This window comes from Acidovorax sp. GW823-FHT05D11, assembly GCF_058795695.1.
In genome coordinates, this window is the sequence record NZ_CM179502.1 from 2130160 (window position 1) to 2148737 (window position 18578).

An 18578-nucleotide genomic window follows, 5' to 3' on the forward strand; every position below is an offset into this window, starting at 1 on the left:
AGCGCTGGAGGCCCATTCGAATCATGTCTGCACGCGCTAGGCCACCACCGGCTGCCCCAGCGAGCGCAGGATGTCCCGCACCATCTGCGCGCGGTCCTTGGGGTCCTTGAGCTCGCGCTCGATGCGCAGCTTCTCGTTGCCTGCCAGCTTGATGTGCTTGTTCTTCTGGATGAGCTCGATGATGCGCATCGGGTCGATGGGCGGCTGGGGCTTGAAGGTGATGTGGATCACGCCCGGGGCGGCATCGACCTTCACCACGCCGTAGGGCTGGCTCAGCACGCGCAGGCGGTGCACGTCGATCAGGGTCTGGGCCTGCGGCGGCAGCTTGCCGAAGCGGTCCACGATCTCTTCGAGCAGGCCGTCGATCTGGTCGGGGTTCTTGGCGGTGGCCAGCTTCTTGTAGAACGACAGGCGCAGGTGCACGTCGCCGCAGTAGTCGTCGGGTAGCAGGGCGGGGGCGTGCAGGTTGATGTCGGTGGTGACCGACAGGGGGCTGAGCAGGTCCGGCTCCTTGCCGGCCTTGAGCGCCTTGACGGCTTCGTTGAGCATCTCGTTGTACAGCTGGAAGCCCACCTCCAGCATGTTGCCGCTCTGGTTCTCGCCCAGCACCTCGCCGGCGCCGCGGATCTCCAGGTCGTGCATGGCCAGGTAGAAGCCGCTGCCCAGCTCTTCCATCTGCTGGATGGCATCCAGGCGCTGGGCGGCGTGTTTGGTCAGGCCCTCGGTGTCGGGCACCATGAGGTAGGCATACGCTTGGTGGTGGCTGCGGCCCACGCGGCCGCGCAGCTGGTGCAGCTGCGCCAGGCCGAACTTGTCGGCGCGGCTCATGATGATGGTGTTGGCCGTGGGCACGTCGATCCCGGTCTCGATGATGGTCGAGCACAAGAGGATGTTGTAGCGCTGGGCCACGAAGTCGCGCATCACGCGCTCCAGTTCGCGCTCGGGCATCTGGCCATGGGCCACGGCGATGCGGGCCTCGGGCAGTATCTCTTCGAGCTTCTGGCGGCGGTTCTCGATGGTCTCCACCTCGTTGTGCAGAAAGTAGACCTGCCCGCCGCGCTTCAATTCGCGCAGCACCGCCTCGCGGATCACGCCCGTGCCCTCGTTGCGCACGAAGGTCTTGATCGCCAGGCGCCGCTGCGGCGCGGTGGCGATGACCGACAGGTCGCGCAGCCCTTCCAGCGCCATGCCCAGGGTGCGCGGGATGGGCGTGGCCGTGAGGGTGAGCACGTCCACCTCGGCGCGCAGGGCCTTCATCTGTTCCTTGTGGCGCACGCCGAAGCGGTGTTCCTCGTCGATGATGAGCAGGCCCAGGTTGTGGAACTTGGTGGACTCAGACAGCAGCTTGTGCGTGCCGACCACGATGTCCACCGTGCCGTCGCCGATGCCCTTGATGGCGGCGGTGATCTCCTTGCCCGAGCGAAAGCGCGACACCTCGGCCACCTTCACCGGCCACTTGCTGAAGCGGTCCACCAGCGTCTGGTAGTGCTGCTCGGCCAGCAGCGTGGTGGGCGCAAGAAAGGCCACCTGCTTGCCCCCCGTGACGGCCACGAAGGCCGCGCGCAGGGCCACCTCGGTCTTGCCAAAGCCCACGTCGCCGCAGACCAGGCGGTCCATGGGGCGGGGGCTGATCATGTCCTGGATCACCGCGTGGATGGCGGCGTTCTGGTCGGCGGTTTCTTCGAAGCCGAAGTCGTTGGCAAAGGTCTCGTAGTCCTGCGGGCTGTAGCGGAAGGCGTGGCCTTCACGCGCCGCGCGGCGGGCATAGATGTTGAGCAGCTCCGCCGCGCTGTCGCGCACCTGCTCGGCGGCCTTGCGCTTGGCCTTTTCCCACTGGCCGCTACCGAGCTTGTGCAGCGGCGCCTCGTCGGCACTCACGCCGGTGTAGCGGCTGATCAGCTGCAGCTGGCTCACGGGCACGTAGAGCACGGCCTTGTCGGCGTATTCCAGGTGCAGGAACTCCTGCATGGCGGGCGTGCCGTCGGGGTTCTTGTTGCCCACGTCCATGTTGACGAGGCCGCGGTAGCGGCCGATGCCGTGGGCGCTGTGCACCACGGGGTCGCCCACGTTCAGCTCGGCCAGGTCCTTGATCAGCGCCTCGACGTCGCTCACCTGCTCCTGCTTCTTGCGCCGGCGCGTGGTGGGGCCGGCGGCAAACAGCTCGGTCTCGGTCACGAAGTCGATGCCGTCCTCGATCCAGCTGAAGCCCACCGTGAGGCCGGCGGTGGCAATGCCCACCTTCTCGTCGGCAGAGCCCTGGAACTCGGCCAGCGAGTCGAAGGCCGGCGGGTTCACCCCGCTGGCGCGCAGAAAGTCGAGCAGGCTCTCGCGCCGGCCATCGCTCTCGGCCAGCAGCAGCACGCGGTGTTGCGTGTTGCGGATGTGGGCGTGCAGACGGGCCAGCGGGTCCTCGGCACCACGCACCACCGACAGGTCGCCGAGCTTGTGGAAGTGCGGGTTGTCATCCACGTCCTCAACGCCGGGGCGGATGGACAACTGCGCATGCTCCTTGGCGCGCGTGTAGAACTGGTCGGCCGAGAGGAACAGCTCTTCGGGCGGCAGCACGGGGCGCTCGGGGTCGCCCTGCACCAGGCGAAAGCGGTCTTTCGTGTCCTGCCAAAAGCGCTGGAAGGCGGGCTCCAGGTCGCCGTGCAGCACCACGGTGGCCTCGCCGCCCAGGTAGTCGAACACGGTGGCCGTCTCATCGAAGAACAGCGGCAGGTAGTACTCGATGCCGGCGGTGGCCACGCCCGCGCCCATGTCCTTGTAGATGCGGCTCTTGGTCGGGTCGCCCTCGAGCATTTCGCGCCAGCGGCTGCGGAACTTGGCGCGCGCCTCGTCGTCCATGGGGAACTCGCGGCCTGGCAGCAGGCGCACCTCGGGTACGGGGTACAGGCTGCGCTGGCTGTCGGGGTCGAAGGTGCGGATGCTGTCGATCTCGTCGTCGAACAGGTCCACCCGGTACGGCACCAGCGAGCCCATGGGGAACAGGTCGATCAGCCCGCCGCGCACCGCGTACTCGCCCGGGCTCACCACCTGCGAGACGTGGCTGTAGCCCGCCAGCGTGAGCTGGGCCTTGAACTTTGCCTCGTCGAGCTTTTGCTTGACCTTGAAATGGAAGGTGTAGCCCGCCAGGAAGGACGGCGGCGCCAGGCGGTACAGCGCCGTGGTGGCGGGCACCAGCACCACGTCGGCCCCGGTGTCCTTGTCCTTCTGGCTGATGCGCCAGAGGGTGGCCAGCCGCTCGCTGATCAGGTCCTGGTGCGGCGAGAAGGTGTCGTAGGGCAGCGTCTCCCAGTCCGGGAAGAGCGCGCAGCGCAGCGTGGGCGCGAAGAACGCCATTTCCTCGATGAGGCGCTGCGCATCGGTGGCATCGGCCGTGACGATGGCGGTGGTGCGGCCGGCGGCCTTGTCGCGCTCGGCCAGGCGGGCCAGCAGCAGCGAATCGGCGCTGCCCACGGGGCGGGGCAGGGTGAAGCGTTTTCCGGGGGAGAGTTTGGGCAGTTCCATGCGCGCTGTGTCGTCTGGGCCCACGGCATCCCCTGGCGCACAAAACGCACGCAGGCTGCACGGGTGGGCAACCGGAGATTCTAGAATGGGCGGGCCATGACTGCTGTGCTGTTGCCAACACCCCTCGTTCCCTTGTCCGCCCACGGACGTTTCTGGGCGCTGGTGCCCTGCGCGGGAACGGGGTCGCGCGCCGTGGCGGCCCCGCCTGCGGCAATGGTGCCGGCCCCGGGCCTGTCTGCCGGGTCCACGCTGGGGGTCTTTTCCGCGTCCGAGGCGGCGGCACCACCCGTCGCTGCGTTGCCCAAGCAATACCACCTGGTGGCAGGTCATCCCATGGTGCTGCACACGCTGGCGGCCTTTGCCGGGGTGGGCCGGCTGCTGGGCACGCTGGTGGCCGTGGCGCCGGGCGACCGTTTCCTGGATGCGCATGCGCACCCGGCGTACTTCGCGGTCGAATGCGGCGGCCCCACGCGCGCCGATACGGTGCTGGGCGGCCTGCGGGCGCTGCTCGCGCGGGGCGCGCAGCGGGATGACTGGGTGCTGGTGCACGATGCGGCGCGCTGCCTGGTCACCACGGCGCAGATCGACCACCTGATCGATGTGTGCGCGCAGGACAGCGTGGGCGGCCTGCTCGCACACCAGCTGGCCGACACGCTCAAGACCTCGATCGACGGCCCCGGGGGCGTGCGCGTGGCCTCCACCGTGGACCGCAGCAACAAGTGGCTGGCGCAGACGCCGCAGATGTTCCGCATAGGCCCCCTGATGGACGCGCTCGACAAGGTGGGATCGAACGTGACCGACGAGGCCAGCGCCATGGAAGCCATGGGCCTGCACCCGCGCCTGGTGCCCGGCGGCGCGCAGAACTTCAAGGTCACCTACCCCGACGATTTCGCGCTGGCCGAGGCCGTGCTGGCGCAGCGCGGCCATGGCACCACGCTGGCCCGCTTTGGTGGCGAACGCGGGCAGGGGGCGACCGAGACGGGGCGCAAGACGATTTTCTGAGCCTGCCCGCGCAAGGGCAGGACGACCATGAGCCCCTGGCGGGCAGAAGGCGAACGAACGGATGAACTTCAGGATTGGAGAAGGCTGGGATGTGCACGCACTGGTGCCCGGTCGGCCGCTGGTGATTGGCGGGGTGACCATCGAGCACACCCTGGGCCTGCTGGGCCATTCCGATGCCGACGTGCTGCTGCACGCCATTACCGATGCGATCCTGGGGGCCGCGGGCCTGGGGGACATCGGCCGCCATTTTCCCGATACCGATGCGCAGTTCCGGGGCGCCGATTCGGCCGTGCTGCTGGCCGAGGCCGCGCGCCGCGTGCGCGCCGCGGGCTACGCCATCGGCAATGTGGACAGCACGGTGGTGGCCCAGGCGCCTCGCCTGGCGGCCCACATTGCCGGCATGTGCGAGTGCATTGCGAAGGCCCTGGGGGTCGACCCCGGCCAGGTCAACGTGAAAGCCAAGACCGCCGAACGCCTGGGGCCCGTGGGGCAAGGCCTGGCGATGGAGGCACGGGCCACCGCCCTGATTTTCAAGGCCTGACCCTCTGCGGCGGCAGCGCGTCCTGGGGCGCGCTTCGTCAGGCGCTTTCGCGCCCGATGATCGCGAAGCCGATGTCCACCACCGGTTCGGCCACGGGGCGGCCCTCGGCGCGGTCGGCGATCAGTCGGGCAGCCGTCTGGCCCATGCGCGTGCCGTCGATGCGCACGGTGGAGAGGCTGGGGCTCACGGTCTGCGCGAAATCGATGTCGCCAAAACCCATCACGGCCAGTTGTTCCGGCACGGACATGCCGCGCACGCGGGCTTCGGTCAGCACGCCCAGGGCCAGCATGTCGGAGCTGCAGAACACGGCGTCGATGTCGGGGTGCCCGGCGAGCAGCGCGGCCAGGCCGTCGCGCCCATCGGCATGCGTGGTGGGTGACTTGCCCAGACGCACGGCAGGCGCGCGCAGGCCCAGGCGCTCGGCAGCGGATTCGAAGCCCCGTGCGCGGCGTGCGGCGCGCTCGTCGCCGCCACTGAGCAGTGCCAGGCGGCGCCGGCCTCTGGAGTACAGATGCTCGCACACGGCAGCGCCCAGCTGTTCGTGCCGCAGCCCCACCAGCATGTCGATGGGCGTGGAGGTGAAATCCCAGGTCTCCACGATGGGGATGCCCGATGCCATGAGCATGCGGCGCCCTTCGGGCGAATGCATGATGCCGGTGACCACGATGCCGTCCGGGCGCCGGCCGACGATGGCGCGGAGCAGCTCGTCCTCGCGCGAGTGTGCATAGCCGACCTGGCCCACCATCACCTGGAACCCTCGCAGCTCCAGCGCATCGGTGAGCGCCTGCACCATCTCGCCGAACAGCGGCCCCGTGAGCGTGGGCACCAGCGCGGTGACCACATGGCTGCGCGCCGATCGCAGTCCCCCGGCGACCAGGTTGGGCACGTAGCCCATGCTGGAGACGGCCTCCTGTACGCGCACCCGCGTCGCCTCCGACACCTGGTGCGGTGTGTTGATGGCGCGCGAGACGGTGATCATCGAGACCCCGGCCCGCTCGGCCACCTCGCGCAGCGTGACCGAAGGACGGTCGCGGGTGGCGGGCGCAAGGGAGGGGGAGGGCGGGGAGGCTGGCATGCGGGGAAGTCTATAAGAACCTGCTCAGTCTCCTTGGGGAGTCGCACAAGTGCTTTGCCGGGATGGGATGCCAGGCGCGGTGCGCAGCCGACGGCCCGTGTTATCGGCAAGCGCCGCAACGCCGCAGACCGCCCGGCAAGGCTGTTGCCCTTCTGTTTGGAGTGAAATCGGGCGATTGGACGCCCAGGCTGCCTGCATGGACATGAGCCCACGCGGCGCACCCGACGCGCCCACTCATCCCGATTGCCCTCCGATGCGACCTCCAAAAAGAGACTGAGCCGGTTCTGAGACCCGTCGCGGCGGATGGCAGGCGGAGGCGGCCAAATGTCATTGCATCGACAGTCACGGACGGCGTCCATGCCTAGCATGCCGCCATGACCTGTTCGCCCCTATGCACATCCCCAGCCGCGCCAGCGGCAAGCCGGGTTTCCGCCGCCCCCACCTCCCTACCAGAGCTGCGGCAGGCGGTGGACTGGGCCATCGTCTCGCGGCGCAGCATCCGCGCATTCCTGCCCACGCCGGTCTCCCGCGAAGAGGTGCATTCCATCCTCGACGTGGCGCGCCATGCGGCCTCGGGCATGAACACGCAGCCCTGGCGCGTGCACGTGCTCACGGGGGCCGCGAAGGGGCGGCTGAGCACCGCCATCGCCGCCGTGGACAACGATGAGGATGAGGCTGCGACCCTCACCGAGCCCTACCACTACTACCCGCTCGAATGGGTATCGCCCTATGTCAACCGGCGCCGCAAGGTGGGATGGGACCTGTATGGCCTGCTCGGCATCGCCCGGGGCGACAAGGCGCGCATGCACGCCCAGCACGGCCGCAACTACCGCTTCTTCGATGCGCCCGTGGGGCTGATCTTCACGGTGAACCGGGTGATGCAGGCCGGCAGCCTGATGGACTACGGCATGTTCCTGCAGAGCGTGATGGTGGCGGCCCGCGCGCGCGGGCTCGACACCTGCCCGCAGGTGGCGTTCACCAGGTTCCACCGGGTCATTGCCGCCGAGCTGGGCATCCCCGATACCGAGATGGTGGTCTGCGGCATGAGCCTGGGCCACGCCGACCCGGCGGGCATCGAGAACACGCTGGTGACGGAGCGCGAGAGCGTCGAGTCGTTCACCACCTACCACCCATGAACGCGCAAAACAGGAGACCAGCATGAGCCAAGCAGCCCACCACAGCCCCTACCAGCACGGCCTGGAACGCACCCCCGCCAACCACCTGCCGCTCACGCCGCTGGGCTTTCTGGACCGCAGCGCGCAGGTGCATCCCGAAGGCATCGCCGTGGTGCATGGCGGCACCACGCAGACCTGGGCGCAGACGCGCGAGCGCGCCTACCGCTTGGCCAGCGCACTGGCACAACGCGGCGTGCAGCGCGGCGACACCGTGGCCATCCTGGCGCCCAACACGCCCGCGATGCTGGAGGCGCACCTGGGCATCCCCCTGTGCGGTGCGGTCATCAACGCCGTCAACTGCCGGCTCGACGCCGAGGCCATCCGCTTCATCCTGCGCCACGGCGAGGCGCGCGTGCTGCTGGTGGACAGCGAATTTTCGGCGCTCGCGGCCCGGGCCGTCGAGGGCCTGGCGCAGCCGCCGCTGGTGATCACCATCCACGATGCGGGCCTGCCCGCGCAGCCGGCCCTGGGCGAGCTCGACTACGAAGCCCTGCTGGCCGAGGGTGATCCGGCCTTCGAAGGCCTGTGGCCCGAGGACGAGTGGGACCCGATCGCACTGAACTACACCTCGGGCACCACCGGCGACCCCAAGGGCGTGGTGCCCAGCCACCGCGGGGCCTACCTCATGAGCCTGTTGCAAATGACCGACTGGGCGATGCCGCGCCGCCCGGTGTATCTGTGGACGCTGCCCATGTTCCACGCCAACGGCTGGTGCTTCACCTGGGCCGTCACGGCCGCGGCGGGCACGCATGTGTGCCTGCGCAAGGTCACGGCCAAGGCCATCTTCGAGGCCATTGCCGAGCACGGTGTGGACCATTTCTGTGCCGCGCCCACCGTGCTGGCCATGCTGGCGAATGCACCGGCGCACGAGCGCATCGCGCTGCCGCGCCCGGTGCGCGTGCTCACGGCGGGCTCGCCGCCGCCCGCCGCCATCCTGCAGGCCATCGCCGCGATGGGCTTCGACGTGGACCATGTGTACGGCATCACCGAAGTCTCGGGCACGCCGGTGAGCTGCGTGCGCCAGCCCGGGTGGGCGGCCCTGCCCGAAGCCGGGCGTGCCCGGCTGCAGGCGCGGCAGGGTGTGCGCGCCGCGGCGCTGGAGCACCTGCGCGTGCTCGACCCCGACACGCTGGAGCCCGTGCCGGCCGATGGCGTGACGGCTGGCGAAATCATGCTGCGCGGCAATACTGTGATGAAGGGCTACCTCAAGAACCCCGGCGCCACGGCCAAGGCCTTTGCCGGCGGCTGGTTCCACACCGGCGACATCGCGGTGCTGCACCCCGACGGCTATGTGCAGATCACCGACCGCTCCAAGGACGTGATCATCTCGGGCGGCGAGAACATCTCCTCGGTGGAGGTGGAAGACGTGCTGCACCGCCACCCCGCCGTGCTGCTGGCCGCCGTGGTGGCCCAGCCCGACGAACGCTGGGGCGAGGTGCCCTGCGCCTTCGTGGAGCTCAAGCCCGATGCCGCAGGCAGCGTCAGTGCCGAGGAGCTGATCGAGTTCTGCCGCAGCCATCTGGCGCGCTTCAAGTGCCCGCGCCAGGTCGTGTTCGAGGTCTTGCCCAAGACCGCCACCGGCAAGATCCAGAAGTTCCGCCTGCGCGAGATCGCGGGCAGCCGCGAGGCCATCACCAAGCTGGCACAGATTCAGGCAGAGCCCGCAGGCTGAGCGTTCAGCCTTCGCGGGCAATCGACTGCAGCACCTGCAGGTCGATCACCTCGATCGAGCCATAGCCCAGGCGGATCGCACCCCGGTCCTGCAGTTCCTGCAATGCCCGGTTGGCCACCTGGCGCGACACGCCGGACAGGCGCCCCAGTTCCTCCTGCGACAGCGTGATGCGCCGCGCGGTGTTGGGGAACAGCGCGTCGTTGAACAGGCCGGACAGGCTGTAGGCCACCTGCGCCGTGGTGTCGCCCAGCCGGTCGGTCTGCACCTGCGCCACGTAGTGCGCCAGGCGCGCGTTGAGCTGCCCGATCAGCCACAGCGCAAAAGGGTGGCTCTCTTGCAGCAGCCGCAGGAACTCGCTGCGCGGCAGCAGGGCCACCACGCTGTCGGTCAGCGCCGTCACGGCGTAGGGACGGGGCTCGTCCTTGAGCACCGAGCCCTCGCCAAACCAGGCGCCCGAGGGCACGCCCGCGAAAGTGCTGGTGCGGCCTTCGGCGGTGATGTTGTCCAGCTTGAGCATGCCTTCCATCACCCCGGCCCAATGCGCGGTGGGCGTGCCCTTCGAGAACACCGCGCCGCCCGCAGGGTAGCTGCGCACCGTGATCGCCCGGCGCACGCGCGCGGCCTCCTCGGCGGTGAGGGCGGACATCCAGGGCGACTGGGCAAGGAAGAGGTCGAGGGGATCTGCGGTCATGGTGGCGTGGAAACAGGCACCGCCGGATTCTGCGGGAGATCACGCTCCGCGCCAATGGGGCCGGCCCGAAGGTTCAGGCGATGCCCGTCACATGGTCGCGCAGCAGCGGCACATGCACGATCAGCGAGCCCTTGTTGGGCTCGATGCGCACGATGCCCCGGGGCTTGAACACGCTGAGCGCCACGTTCACCCGCTGGCGCGAGAGCCCGCAGATCAGGGCCAGTTCCTGCTGCGAGATCAGCAGCTCCTGCACCGCCTCGCCCTGGCTGTCGGCCAGCATCAGAAGGGCCCGGGCCACCCGCGTCTCGGGCCCGCGCAGGCGCGATGCCTCCAGCATGCCCACGAACACCCCCATGCGCGCGTTCATGATGTCGCAGATCACATGGTTGAACGCGATGGACGACTGGCGCAGCGTCTCGAAGGTCTCCACCGGCACCAGGCACAGGTGGGCCGGCGTGAGCGAGCGCAGGTCGTACTGGCGCAGTTCCTTCTTGAGCAGCGAGCCCTCGCCGCCCCATTCGCCCTCGCGCAAACAATACAGCGTGGTTTCGGCACCGTCCGACGCCACCACGTACATCTGCAGGAAGCCGCGCACCAGCCCGTACCAGTGGGTGCAGGGTTGCCCCCGGTGGGCCACCAGCTCGCCGGGGACGGTGATCCGCTCGCTCGCGGTGCGCAGGACCACGGCTTGCAACTCGGGCGACAGCACGCGGTACCAGGCCGACGACTCCAGGAAGTCCACCAGGCCGGTGCCTGCGGGGGCATGTGCTGCCCTTTTCCCGCGTGAGGGCACGGGCGTTTCAAGCGGGCTCGATGGGGTGCGAGAAGGCATGGCTTGAGTCCCTGGGTGGTCAGAGCTTGCAGTATCGGTCAGGGGGATAGCTTGAACGCGCGGCGCGCGTTGCCCGCCAGGTACAGGGCTCTCGTCTCTGCGTCCAGGCCCAGGGCATCGAGCCCAGCCAGGCATTCTGCCGGTGTGAGCATGGGGTAGTTGGTGCCGAACAGCACCTTGTGCCGGCCCGGGCCGCGCAGGTAGGCGACCAGTTCTGGCGGGAAGCGCGAGGCCTTGTAGGCCGATGTGTCCACATAGACGTTGGGATGCTTCATCATCAGCGAGACCATCTCGTTCACCCATGGGAAACCGATGTGTCCGCCCACGATGCGCAGATCCGGGAATTCATGTGCCACGTGGTCCAGGTACGGCATCGGCCGGCCCGGCTCGGAAGGGCGCATGGGGCCTGCATGCCCGACCTGCAGGTAGAAGGTGACGTCCAGTTCCACGCATTCGGCATACAGTGGGTAGTAGCGGCGATCGTCGGGCGGCAGGCCCCAGAGCCAGGGCAGCACGCGCACGCCCTTGAAGCCGAACTGCCGCACGCAGCGGCGCAGTTCGCGCACGGCGTCCATGGGCCGGTGGAGATCGACCGAGGCGATGCCCACCACCTGGCCGGGATGCGCCTGCGTGGCCGCTGCCACCTCGTCGTTGGTGATCATCGGCCCGGCAGGCCCCCACCAGGCGCTGGCCAGGACGCGCTGGACGCCTTGGGCGCGGAAGGTCGCCAGCGCTTCATCGTGCGTGATGCCGGGGTTTTCCTGCGCCAGGGAGCGCCAGTGGGTGGGCCAGCGGCGCAATGAATCGAACATGGAGTCCAGCAGGTAAGGCTGGTTCGGCAATTGCATCCAGGCATCGATGATTTCAGGCATTGGTGGTGCTCCCCGGCGTGGTGCTGGTTGGGTTGAAATGGTCGTCGAAGCCTTGCAGGCTGGGCATGGGCAGCACAGGCCGGGTGCCCAGGGCCTGGAGTTCGTTCCACAGGCGCATGAGCATGCCGGCCCGCGTGGCATCGTCCACATAAGGCACGTGGTGCGCAAAGAAGGGTTCGTAGACGGAGAACCCCGCATACCCCAGAGTGCCCTGCAGCAGGTGGCGCATCATTCCAGTGAGCTCGCCGTGCAGGGCGCCGGTGCCGAACATGCGCTCGCGCCCGCCCAGGGCGGCCACCACCAGCGCATGTTTGCCCACCATGCCACCCCGGTCGTACACCCGCCGTCCCCCGTAGAACACGCCGGACAGGAACACCCGGTCTATCCAGCCCTTCATCTGCGCCGGCACCGAGAACCAGAACACCGGGAAGACGAGCACCAGCAGGTCTGCGTCTATCACTGCCCGGACCTCGTTCGCGATCTCGGGGGCGAGGCTGCCATGCTCCCACGCGTGCCGCTGCTCCAGCGGATACACCAGGTGTCCGGGGCTTGCCCGTTCGCTGAAATCCGTGGCACTGGCCACGGCGCCAAAGCCCGCAGCATGCAGGTCGGTCGCGCTGGTTTGCCAGCCTGCGTTGGCCAATGCCGCCTGGGTGGTGTCGCGCATGGCCGCGACGAAAGAACGAGGTTCGGGGTGGGTATAGACGATGTGGGCACGTGGCATGGGGCTCGCTTTCAGGCTGGGTTCGTTGGCAGGTTTGTAGCCCGGAACCGCCGCGTGCGTTGTCGTTGCAAAGACAACATGGCCGAGCCCTTGTGGCTAGCATGAAGCCGGCAATCAGCAAGCTTTGCAGACCCACGAAGGAGACACCCATGGCATGGCATATCGAGGCGGTGGACGGCTGCGCCGTCGTCCGCATGAACACCAACAAGGTCAACGTGCAGAACGCGCTTTTTTTTGCCGACCTGCACGATGCCTTCGACCGGCTCGAACGCGAGTTCTGTGAACTGCCGGTGGTGCTCACGGGGCAGGGCGACGCGTTCTCGGCCGGGATCGATTTCGACTACAGCTTCGGCATCTTCGGCAGCGGGAGCAAGGATGCCGTCCGCGAGTGGTACAAGGCCTACCGCGAGACCAATCTGCGGATCTTCGAGTACTCCCGGCCCACGGTAGCGGCGGTCAACGGCCATGCCATCGCGGGCGGGCTGATCACGGCGCTGGACTGCGACTTCCGCGTGGCGGCGCGCAAACCCGCCAAGTTCGGCCTGAACGAAGTGCCCATCGGCATCCCCATGCCGGCGGCCTACGTGGAGATCATCAAATACGCCCTGGGCGACCAGGTGGGCGCGCTCGCCACGCTGCGCGGCAAGCTCTACACACTGGAAGAGGCCGAGCGACTGGGTTTCTTCCACGAGGTGGTGGAGCCCGAGCAACTGCTCGCCACGGCCATCGGCTATGCGAAGTGCATCACACCCGACTGCAACACCGCCTACGCGATGTCCAAGAAGGCGCTGCACGACAGCGTGATGCGCCAGATCGAGGAGCGCACCGTGGCCCTGGACGACTACCTGCCTGCCGGCATGGGCGACGCGGGCAACCGCCGTGCGCAGGACCGCCGCCGGCAAGAGATCATGCGCAAGCGCTGAAGCACAGGGGTATCCATGATCGACCTCTACAGCTGGCCCGCACCCAACGGGCACAAGGTGCACATCCTGGTGGAGGAGCTAGGCGTTCCCTACCGCCTGGTGCCCATCAATATCACCCAGGGCGACCAGCACCAGCCGGCCTACCGTGCCATCAACCCCAATGGCAAGATCCCGGCCATCGTCGACCATGCCCCGGCCGATGGGGGCGGGCCCTTCACGGTGTTCGAGACCGGCGCCATCCTGCTGTACCTGGCGGACAAGGCGCAGCGCTTCGTGCCCGCCGAACTGCGTGCACGAAGCGATGTGCTGCAGTGGCTTTTCTGGCAGGTGGGCGGGCTCGGGCCGATGATGGGGCAGGCGCAGCATTTCTTTCGCTATGCGCCAGAGCCGGTTCCCTACGGCATCGGGCGCTACCAGAACGAGACGCGGCGGCTGCTCAAGGTACTCGATGAGCGGCTCGAAGGCCGCGAGTACATTGGCGGCGCCTATTCCATCGCCGACATCGCCTGTTTTCCGTGGGTGCGCATCCACAAGATGACGGGCGTTGCGCTGGACGATTTTCCGCGCGTGCAGGCCTGGTATGGCCGTGTGCGCAGCCGGCCCGCCGTGGGGCGAGCGATGGACCTGTTGCGCGGGAGCTGGGTGGATGTGACCACGTCCAGCGACGCCAGGCACAACCTCTTCGAGCGCGGGTAACCGGGCATGCCGGACCACAGCAGCACGGCCGGCGTGGATGCCTTCATCGATCTGCGCAGCCCGTACTCGTACCTGGCGCTGCGGCAGGCGCGCGATCTGGAGCAGCGCAGCGGGTTGCGCTTCGATTGGTGGCCATACATCACGGACTTTCAATCGGCTTATGGCGGCGAGGTGAGCGAGCGCTCCCCGCGGGACGTGGCCAAGCTCAAGTACCTGTACATGGACTGCCGCCGCCTGGCGCAGCTGCAAGGCCTCACCATCCGCGCCACCACCAAGCTGTGGGACGCGACACTGGCCAGCCAGGCCCTGCTGTTCGCGCGGTCGCGGCACAGGCTGTGGGAGTTCTGCGATCCGCTGCTGGCCGCGTTCTGGCGCCGCGAGTTCGACCTCGAGTCACCCGAGCAGGTGGAGTCGGCCCTCGTGGGTGCTGGGCTCAGCGCGGGCGACTGGCGCGGCTACCTGCAGCAATGCGCACAGAGTGACTTTGCGATGGCTGTGGGCAGGGCCGAAGCGCTGGGGGTGTTTGGCGCGCCATCGTTCGTCTGCCAGGGCGAGCTGTTCTGGGGCGGCGACCGCATGGAGTTGCTGGCACGGCGCCTGGAGGCCTTGCGCAACAGTGCAGATGCCAGTTGACGTGCGGCGAAACCAGCCAGAGGACGGGGTGGTGCGGTATGTGCAAGCAGGTGTGAGGGTGGTGGGGCTGGCCCGGCCCATGGTGCCAGAATGACCCATTGCCCAAGCACTACCGGAAAGCCCCATGCCCCGCTGGAATGCCCTGTTGATGAAGGCTGTGCTGGCCGCCACCGCTCTCGGGCTGGTACATGCTGCGCTACCTGGGCCGCTGCATGGGCGCGGACCGGTGGGTGTTGCTGAGTAGCGTGGCCGGCGTCGAGGCCGAGAGCGCCGGCGGTGCCAACGTGCAGGGCGTGTACTTGGTAGCCACCGGGGCCGACGGCTACCAGCCCTGGTGTCGCTGGACAACCAGCGCGTGCTGATCGCCTGTCGGCTGGACGGCCAGCCACTGGCACGCGGTATGGCGCGGCTGGTGGTAGCGGGCGATGGCAAGGCCGGCCGCCCGGTCTCGGCGCTCGAAACCATCGAGGTGTTTGCGGCCGCGCCTGCGGTGCGGTAGCCGAGAAGGGGTCACGCCGTCGGCACAACGGTCTCGTACCCGGCGTCCTCGGGGCATCGAAGGGGCCGTTCGGGCCGGCTCCGGTCAGCCCACACCCCTTCCGCAATTTCCCAAGATGTCGCATAACAAAGGGTTTTCCCTATAGTTTGTGGAAATGTTAACGTTAACATTCGTGCGTTGCTGCCGTTTAGGCATGGTCTGAAGCGGGTTTTCAAGCCGCTTTGGTCGGTCTGAAAGGCGGCTCGCCCCCTTGAACACTGCTTGAAACCGCTGAAGGCAGCGTGCTGCAAGCCGCTTGTACGACCTGTTGATACGCCCTGACCACCCACCAGACCTGATACCACCATCCATGACCCCGCAAGACCTCAAATCCATCATGGGCTCCGGCCTGCTGTCCTTCCCCATCACGGACTTCGACGAGCAGGGTGAATTCCGCCCCAGGACCTACATCGAGCGCCTGGAGTGGCTCGCCCCCTATGGCGCCAGCGCCCTGTTCGCCGCCGGCGGCACGGGCGAGTATTTCTCGCTCTCGGGCCCCGAGTACGGCCAGGTCATCAAGACCGCCGTGGACACCTGCCGCGGCAAGGTGCCCATCATTGCCGGCGCCGGCGGCCCCACCCGCACCGCCATCGCCCATGCCCAGGAGGCCGAGCGCCTGGGCGCCCACGGCATCCTGCTGTTGCCCCACTACCTGACCGAAGCCGGCCAGGAGGGCCTGATCGAGCATGTGGCCGCCGTGTGCAACAGCGTGAAGTTCGGCGTGATCGTCTACAACCGCGACCGCACCAAGCTGACTGCCGATTCCCTGGCCATCCTGGCCGACCGCTGCCCCAACCTGATCGGCTTCAAGGACGGCGTGGGCAACATCGAGACCATGTCTTCCATCTTCATGAAGATGGGTGACCGCTTCTCCTACCTGGGCGGCCTGCCCACGGCCGAGGTGTATGCGGCGGCCTACAAGGCGCTGGGCACGCCGGTGTATTCGTCCGCAGTGTTCAACTTCATTCCCAAGACGGCGATGGACTTCTACAAGGCCGTGGCGGCCGACGACACGGCCACGCAGCACAGGCTGCTCAAGGAGTTCTTCATGCCCTACCTGGCCATCCGCAACCGGGTGGAGGGCTATGGCGTGAGCATCATCAAGGCGGGCGCCAGGATCGTGGGCCATGACGGTGGGCCGGTGCGCGCGCCGCTGACGGACTTGAAGCCCAGCGAGATGGAAGAGCTCAAGGCGCTCATCGACAAGCTCGGCCCGCAGTAAGCGCGCCCCCCTGTCCCACGCCAACCCTTCAACCCAAGGCCCCGCAGAGGGCCGCCGACCACCACCACCACCTCAGGAGACATCCCCCATGTTCGTCAATCAACTGCTGCTCGTGGCCAGCGCCTGCACCCTGGCGTTTTCCGCATCGGCCCAGACGGCCGCCACGCCCTGGCCCGAAAAGCCCGTCACCATCGTTGTGCCGTTTCCGGCGGGCGGCTCCACCGACATGGTGGCGCGCGCCATGGCCCAGCACATGGGCGACAAGCTGGGCCAGAACTTCGTGGTGGACAACCGCCCCGGTGCCACGGGCACGCTGGGTGCGGGTGCCGTCAAACGCGCCGCGCCCGATGGCTACACGTTGCTGGTGTCGTCCCTGGGCGCCTTCGTGGTGGCGCCGCACCTGCTCAAGAGCGTGCCGTACGACGCGCTCAAGGATTTCGACTACATCACCGTGCCCGTGCAGGCACCCAATGTGCTGGTGGCCTCGCCGGCGCAAAAGGCACGCACCGTGAAGGAGGTGATCGCGCAGCTCAAGGCCAACCCCGGCAAGGTGAGCTTTGCGAGCTCGGGCAACGGCTCGTCGGACCACCTCTCGGCCGAGGTCTTCTGGCAGCAAAGCGGCACCGAAGGCCTGCACATCCCCTACAAGGGCGGCGCGCCGGCCATCAACGACCTGCTGGGCGGGCAGGTGGAGTTCTCGTTCCAGAACGTGAACGCCGTGCTGCAGCACATCCGCGGCGGCAAGCTGCATGCGATTGCCGTCACCGGCGACAAGCGCAGCCCCGTGCTGCCCGACGTGCCCACCCTGGCCGAGGCCGGCGTGGCCGGTGCCGAGGTGTACTCGTGGCAGGGCATGGCCGCGCCCAAGGGCCTGCCACCCGCGCTCAAGAAGAAGCTTTCGGATGCCGCCATCGCCGCCATGAACGACCCCGCCGTGAAGAAGCGCATGCTCGACCAGGGCCTGGAGATCGTGGCCAGCACGCCCGAGGCTTTCACCGCCTACCAGGCACGCGAATTCGCGCGCTGGAAGACGGTCATCGAAACCCGAAAAATCACTGCTGATTGAGATTTACCCCGAGGCGCCTTCGGGCGCCTCATCTTCGCTTCCGGACCACCATGACCACCCCATCCATCCCCTCCGCCGCCAGCACCCCCGTCGTCACCGAGCTGCGCGTGGTGTCCGTGGCGGGCCACGACAGCATGCTCATGAACCTGAGCGGCGCGCACGGCCCGTTCTTCACGCGCAACCTGATCATCCTGCGCGACAGCGCGGGCAACACCGGGGTGGGCGAGGTGCCCGGCGGCGAGAAGATCCGCCAGACCATCGAGGACGCGCGCCCGCTGATCGTGGGCCGGCCCATCGGCCACCACAACGCCGTGCTCAACGCCATGCGCGCCCGGTTCGCCGACCGCGATGCGGGCGGGCGCGGGCTGCAGACCTTCGATCTGCGCATCACCATCCACGCGGTGACGGCGGTGGAATCGGCCTTCCTGGACCTGCTGGGCCAGCACCTGAACGTGCCCGTGGCCGCGCTGCTGGGCGATGGCGTGCAGCGCGAGGCGGTGCAGATGCTGGGCTATTTGTTCTACGTGGGCGACCGCGCAAAGACCGACCTGGCCTACCGCGCCGAGCCCGGCGCCGACAACGACTGGTTCCGCCTGCGCAACGAGAAGGCCATGACCGCCGACGGCATCGTGCGCCTGGCCGAGGCCGCGTACGAGCGCTATGGCTTTGCCGACTTCAAGCTCAAGGGCGGCGTGCTGCGTGGCGAGGAAGAGGTCGAGGCGATTCGCGCGCTGCATGAGCGCTTCCCGGAGGCGCGCGTGACGCTGGACCCCAACGGCGGCTGGCTGCTCAAGGACGCCATCCGCATCACGCGCGACCTGCACGGCGTGATGGCCTATGCCGAGGACCCCTGCGGCGCCGAAGGCGTGTTCTCGGGCCGCGAGGTGATGGCGGAGTTCCGCCGCGCCACCGGCCTGCCCACCGCCACCAACATGGTGGCCACCGACTGGCGCGAAATGGCGCACAGCCTGGCCCTGCAGTCGGTGGACATCCCCCTGGCCGACCCGCATTTCTGGACCATGGCCGGTTCGGTGCGCGTGGCGCAGATGTGCCAGGCCTTCGGCCTGACCTGGGGCTCGCATTCCAACAACCATTTCGACGTCTCGCTGGCCATGTTCACCCACGTGGGCGCCGCCGCACCGGGGCGCGTGACGGCCATCGACACGCACTGGATCTGGCAGGACGGTGAGCGGCTGACGAAGGAGCCGTTCCAGATCAAGAACGGCTTTATCGAGTTGCCCAAGAAGCCCGGCCTGGGCGTGGAGCTGGACATGGACGAGGTGGAGCGCGCGCACCGCCTGTACCTGGAGCACGGCCTGGGCGCGCGCGACGATGCGATTGCCATGCAGTACCTGATCCCCGGCTGGAAGTTCAACAACAAATCGCCCTGCATGTTGCGCTGAACG

Annotated in this window: 18 protein-coding genes; 12 read left to right on the plus strand and 6 right to left on the minus strand. The window is 68.1% G+C overall.

The genetic code is table 11. The features are described from left to right. Positions 1–36: 36 nt before the first annotated feature. Positions 37–3510 carry a transcription-repair coupling factor gene (gene mfd, locus AC3RCE_RS09785; protein ID WP_492255027.1) on the minus strand — a complete coding sequence of 1158 codons (3474 nt, stop codon included), beginning with the start codon at positions 3508–3510 and terminating at the stop codon, positions 37–39. 96 nt (positions 3511–3606) lie between these two features. Here mfd and AC3RCE_RS09790 point away from each other — a divergent pair, with 96 nt between their 5' ends. Both AC3RCE_RS09790 and ispF read left to right on the plus strand, forming a co-directional pair. Next, positions 3607–4512 carry an IspD/TarI family cytidylyltransferase gene (locus AC3RCE_RS09790; protein ID WP_218294210.1) on the plus strand — a complete coding sequence of 302 codons (906 nt, stop codon included), beginning with the start codon at positions 3607–3609 and terminating at the stop codon, positions 4510–4512. A 61-nt stretch (positions 4513–4573) separates the two neighbouring features. Continuing rightward, the gene (ispF, locus tag AC3RCE_RS09795) at positions 4574–5053 is read left to right on the plus strand and encodes a 2-C-methyl-D-erythritol 2,4-cyclodiphosphate synthase (RefSeq protein ID WP_218340843.1); all 480 of its coding nucleotides are present in this window, start codon (positions 4574–4576) and stop codon (positions 5051–5053) included. Positions 5054–5090: 37 nt separating this feature from the next. Here ispF and AC3RCE_RS09800 read toward each other — a convergent pair whose 3' ends face one another. Continuing rightward, positions 5091–6128, minus strand: coding sequence for a LacI family DNA-binding transcriptional regulator (locus tag AC3RCE_RS09800; RefSeq protein ID WP_218294212.1), 1038 nt, complete (start codon positions 6126–6128; stop codon positions 5091–5093). A gap of 374 nt (positions 6129–6502) precedes the next feature. Here AC3RCE_RS09800 and AC3RCE_RS09805 point away from each other — a divergent pair, with 374 nt between their 5' ends. Then, entirely contained in the window at positions 6503–7264 is a 762-nt protein-coding gene (locus tag AC3RCE_RS09805) for a nitroreductase (RefSeq protein ID WP_369642230.1), read from the plus strand. A 22-nt stretch (positions 7265–7286) separates the two neighbouring features. Beyond that, the gene (locus AC3RCE_RS09810) at positions 7287–8975 is read left to right on the plus strand and encodes an acyl-CoA synthetase (RefSeq protein ID WP_492255028.1); all 1689 of its coding nucleotides are present in this window, start codon (positions 7287–7289) and stop codon (positions 8973–8975) included. 4 nt (positions 8976–8979) lie between these two features. On the opposite strand, the gene AC3RCE_RS09815 is transcribed toward AC3RCE_RS09810, so the two are convergent. From AC3RCE_RS09815 to AC3RCE_RS09830, 4 genes are all read right to left on the minus strand, one after another. Next, entirely contained in the window at positions 8980–9666 is a 687-nt protein-coding gene (locus AC3RCE_RS09815) for a Crp/Fnr family transcriptional regulator (protein WP_369642232.1), read from the minus strand. A gap of 73 nt (positions 9667–9739) precedes the next feature. Beyond that, entirely contained in the window at positions 9740–10498 is a 759-nt protein-coding gene (locus AC3RCE_RS09820; RefSeq protein WP_218294216.1) for a Crp/Fnr family transcriptional regulator, read from the minus strand. A gap of 38 nt (positions 10499–10536) precedes the next feature. After that, the gene (locus AC3RCE_RS09825; protein WP_492255029.1) at positions 10537–11370 is read right to left on the minus strand and encodes an amidohydrolase family protein; all 834 of its coding nucleotides are present in this window, start codon (positions 11368–11370) and stop codon (positions 10537–10539) included. Then, positions 11363–12094 carry an NAD(P)H-dependent oxidoreductase gene (locus AC3RCE_RS09830; RefSeq protein WP_492255030.1) on the minus strand — a complete coding sequence of 244 codons (732 nt, stop codon included), beginning with the start codon at positions 12092–12094 and terminating at the stop codon, positions 11363–11365. Before AC3RCE_RS09830 ends, AC3RCE_RS09825 begins: the two co-directional genes overlap by 8 nt. Before the next feature lie 149 nt (positions 12095–12243). Between AC3RCE_RS09830 and AC3RCE_RS09835 the strand changes: the two genes are divergently transcribed. The 8 genes from AC3RCE_RS09835 (at position 12244) to gudD (ending at position 18575) form a co-directional block, all read left to right on the plus strand. Further along, positions 12244–13017 (plus strand): enoyl-CoA hydratase/isomerase family protein, encoded by a 774-nt coding sequence (locus AC3RCE_RS09835; RefSeq protein ID WP_369642235.1) that lies wholly within the window; start codon positions 12244–12246, stop codon positions 13015–13017. Between the two features lie 15 nt (positions 13018–13032). Next, on the plus strand, positions 13033–13713 hold the full coding sequence (locus AC3RCE_RS09840) for a glutathione S-transferase N-terminal domain-containing protein (protein WP_218294220.1): 681 nt from the start codon (positions 13033–13035) through the stop codon (positions 13711–13713). A 6-nt stretch (positions 13714–13719) separates the two neighbouring features. Continuing rightward, positions 13720–14346, plus strand: a complete 627-nt coding sequence (locus AC3RCE_RS09845; RefSeq protein ID WP_492255031.1) for a DsbA family protein — start codon at positions 13720–13722, stop codon at positions 14344–14346. Between the two features lie 188 nt (positions 14347–14534). Next, positions 14535–14708 (plus strand): hypothetical protein, encoded by a 174-nt coding sequence (locus tag AC3RCE_RS09850; protein ID WP_369642238.1) that lies wholly within the window; start codon positions 14535–14537, stop codon positions 14706–14708. Continuing rightward, positions 14702–14845: a hypothetical protein gene (locus AC3RCE_RS09855; protein ID WP_218294223.1), complete on the plus strand. Its 144-nt coding sequence runs from the start codon at positions 14702–14704 to the stop codon at positions 14843–14845. Before AC3RCE_RS09850 ends, AC3RCE_RS09855 begins: the two co-directional genes overlap by 7 nt. 349 nt (positions 14846–15194) lie before the next feature. Beyond that, positions 15195–16106, plus strand: a complete 912-nt coding sequence (kdgD, locus tag AC3RCE_RS09860) for a 5-dehydro-4-deoxyglucarate dehydratase (RefSeq protein WP_218295311.1) — start codon at positions 15195–15197, stop codon at positions 16104–16106. 88 nt (positions 16107–16194) lie between these two features. Further along, positions 16195–17172, plus strand: coding sequence for a Bug family tripartite tricarboxylate transporter substrate binding protein (locus AC3RCE_RS09865; protein WP_492255032.1), 978 nt, complete (start codon positions 16195–16197; stop codon positions 17170–17172). Positions 17173–17222: 50 nt separating this feature from the next. Continuing rightward, the gene (gene gudD, locus AC3RCE_RS09870) at positions 17223–18575 is read left to right on the plus strand and encodes a glucarate dehydratase (RefSeq protein ID WP_492255033.1); all 1353 of its coding nucleotides are present in this window, start codon (positions 17223–17225) and stop codon (positions 18573–18575) included. Positions 18576–18578 lie beyond the last annotated feature (3 nt).

Excerpts from the sequence above, each read along its gene's own strand:
- mfd (WP_492255027.1), bottom strand. The coding sequence starts at position 3,510 with ATGGAACTGCCCAAACTCTCCCCCGGAAAACGCTTCACCCTGCCCCGC.
- AC3RCE_RS09790 (WP_218294210.1), top strand. The coding sequence starts at position 3,607 with ATGACTGCTGTGCTGTTGCCAACACCCCTCGTTCCCTTGTCCGCCCAC.
- ispF (WP_218340843.1), top strand. The coding sequence starts at position 4,574 with ATGAACTTCAGGATTGGAGAAGGCTGGGATGTGCACGCACTGGTGCCC.
- AC3RCE_RS09800 (WP_218294212.1), bottom strand. The coding sequence starts at position 6,128 with ATGCCAGCCTCCCCGCCCTCCCCCTCCCTTGCGCCCGCCACCCGCGAC.
- AC3RCE_RS09805 (WP_369642230.1), top strand. The coding sequence starts at position 6,503 with ATGACCTGTTCGCCCCTATGCACATCCCCAGCCGCGCCAGCGGCAAGC.
- AC3RCE_RS09810 (WP_492255028.1), top strand. The coding sequence starts at position 7,287 with ATGAGCCAAGCAGCCCACCACAGCCCCTACCAGCACGGCCTGGAACGC.
- AC3RCE_RS09815 (WP_369642232.1), bottom strand. The coding sequence starts at position 9,666 with ATGACCGCAGATCCCCTCGACCTCTTCCTTGCCCAGTCGCCCTGGATG.
- AC3RCE_RS09820 (WP_218294216.1), bottom strand. The coding sequence starts at position 10,498 with ATGCCTTCTCGCACCCCATCGAGCCCGCTTGAAACGCCCGTGCCCTCA.
- AC3RCE_RS09825 (WP_492255029.1), bottom strand. The coding sequence starts at position 11,370 with ATGCCTGAAATCATCGATGCCTGGATGCAATTGCCGAACCAGCCTTAC.
- AC3RCE_RS09830 (WP_492255030.1), bottom strand. The coding sequence starts at position 12,094 with ATGCCACGTGCCCACATCGTCTATACCCACCCCGAACCTCGTTCTTTC.
- AC3RCE_RS09835 (WP_369642235.1), top strand. The coding sequence starts at position 12,244 with ATGGCATGGCATATCGAGGCGGTGGACGGCTGCGCCGTCGTCCGCATG.
- AC3RCE_RS09840 (WP_218294220.1), top strand. The coding sequence starts at position 13,033 with ATGATCGACCTCTACAGCTGGCCCGCACCCAACGGGCACAAGGTGCAC.
- AC3RCE_RS09845 (WP_492255031.1), top strand. The coding sequence starts at position 13,720 with ATGCCGGACCACAGCAGCACGGCCGGCGTGGATGCCTTCATCGATCTG.
- AC3RCE_RS09850 (WP_369642238.1), top strand. The coding sequence starts at position 14,535 with ATGCTGCGCTACCTGGGCCGCTGCATGGGCGCGGACCGGTGGGTGTTG.
- kdgD (WP_218295311.1), top strand. The coding sequence starts at position 15,195 with ATGACCCCGCAAGACCTCAAATCCATCATGGGCTCCGGCCTGCTGTCC.
- AC3RCE_RS09865 (WP_492255032.1), top strand. The coding sequence starts at position 16,195 with ATGTTCGTCAATCAACTGCTGCTCGTGGCCAGCGCCTGCACCCTGGCG.
- gudD (WP_492255033.1), top strand. The coding sequence starts at position 17,223 with ATGACCACCCCATCCATCCCCTCCGCCGCCAGCACCCCCGTCGTCACC.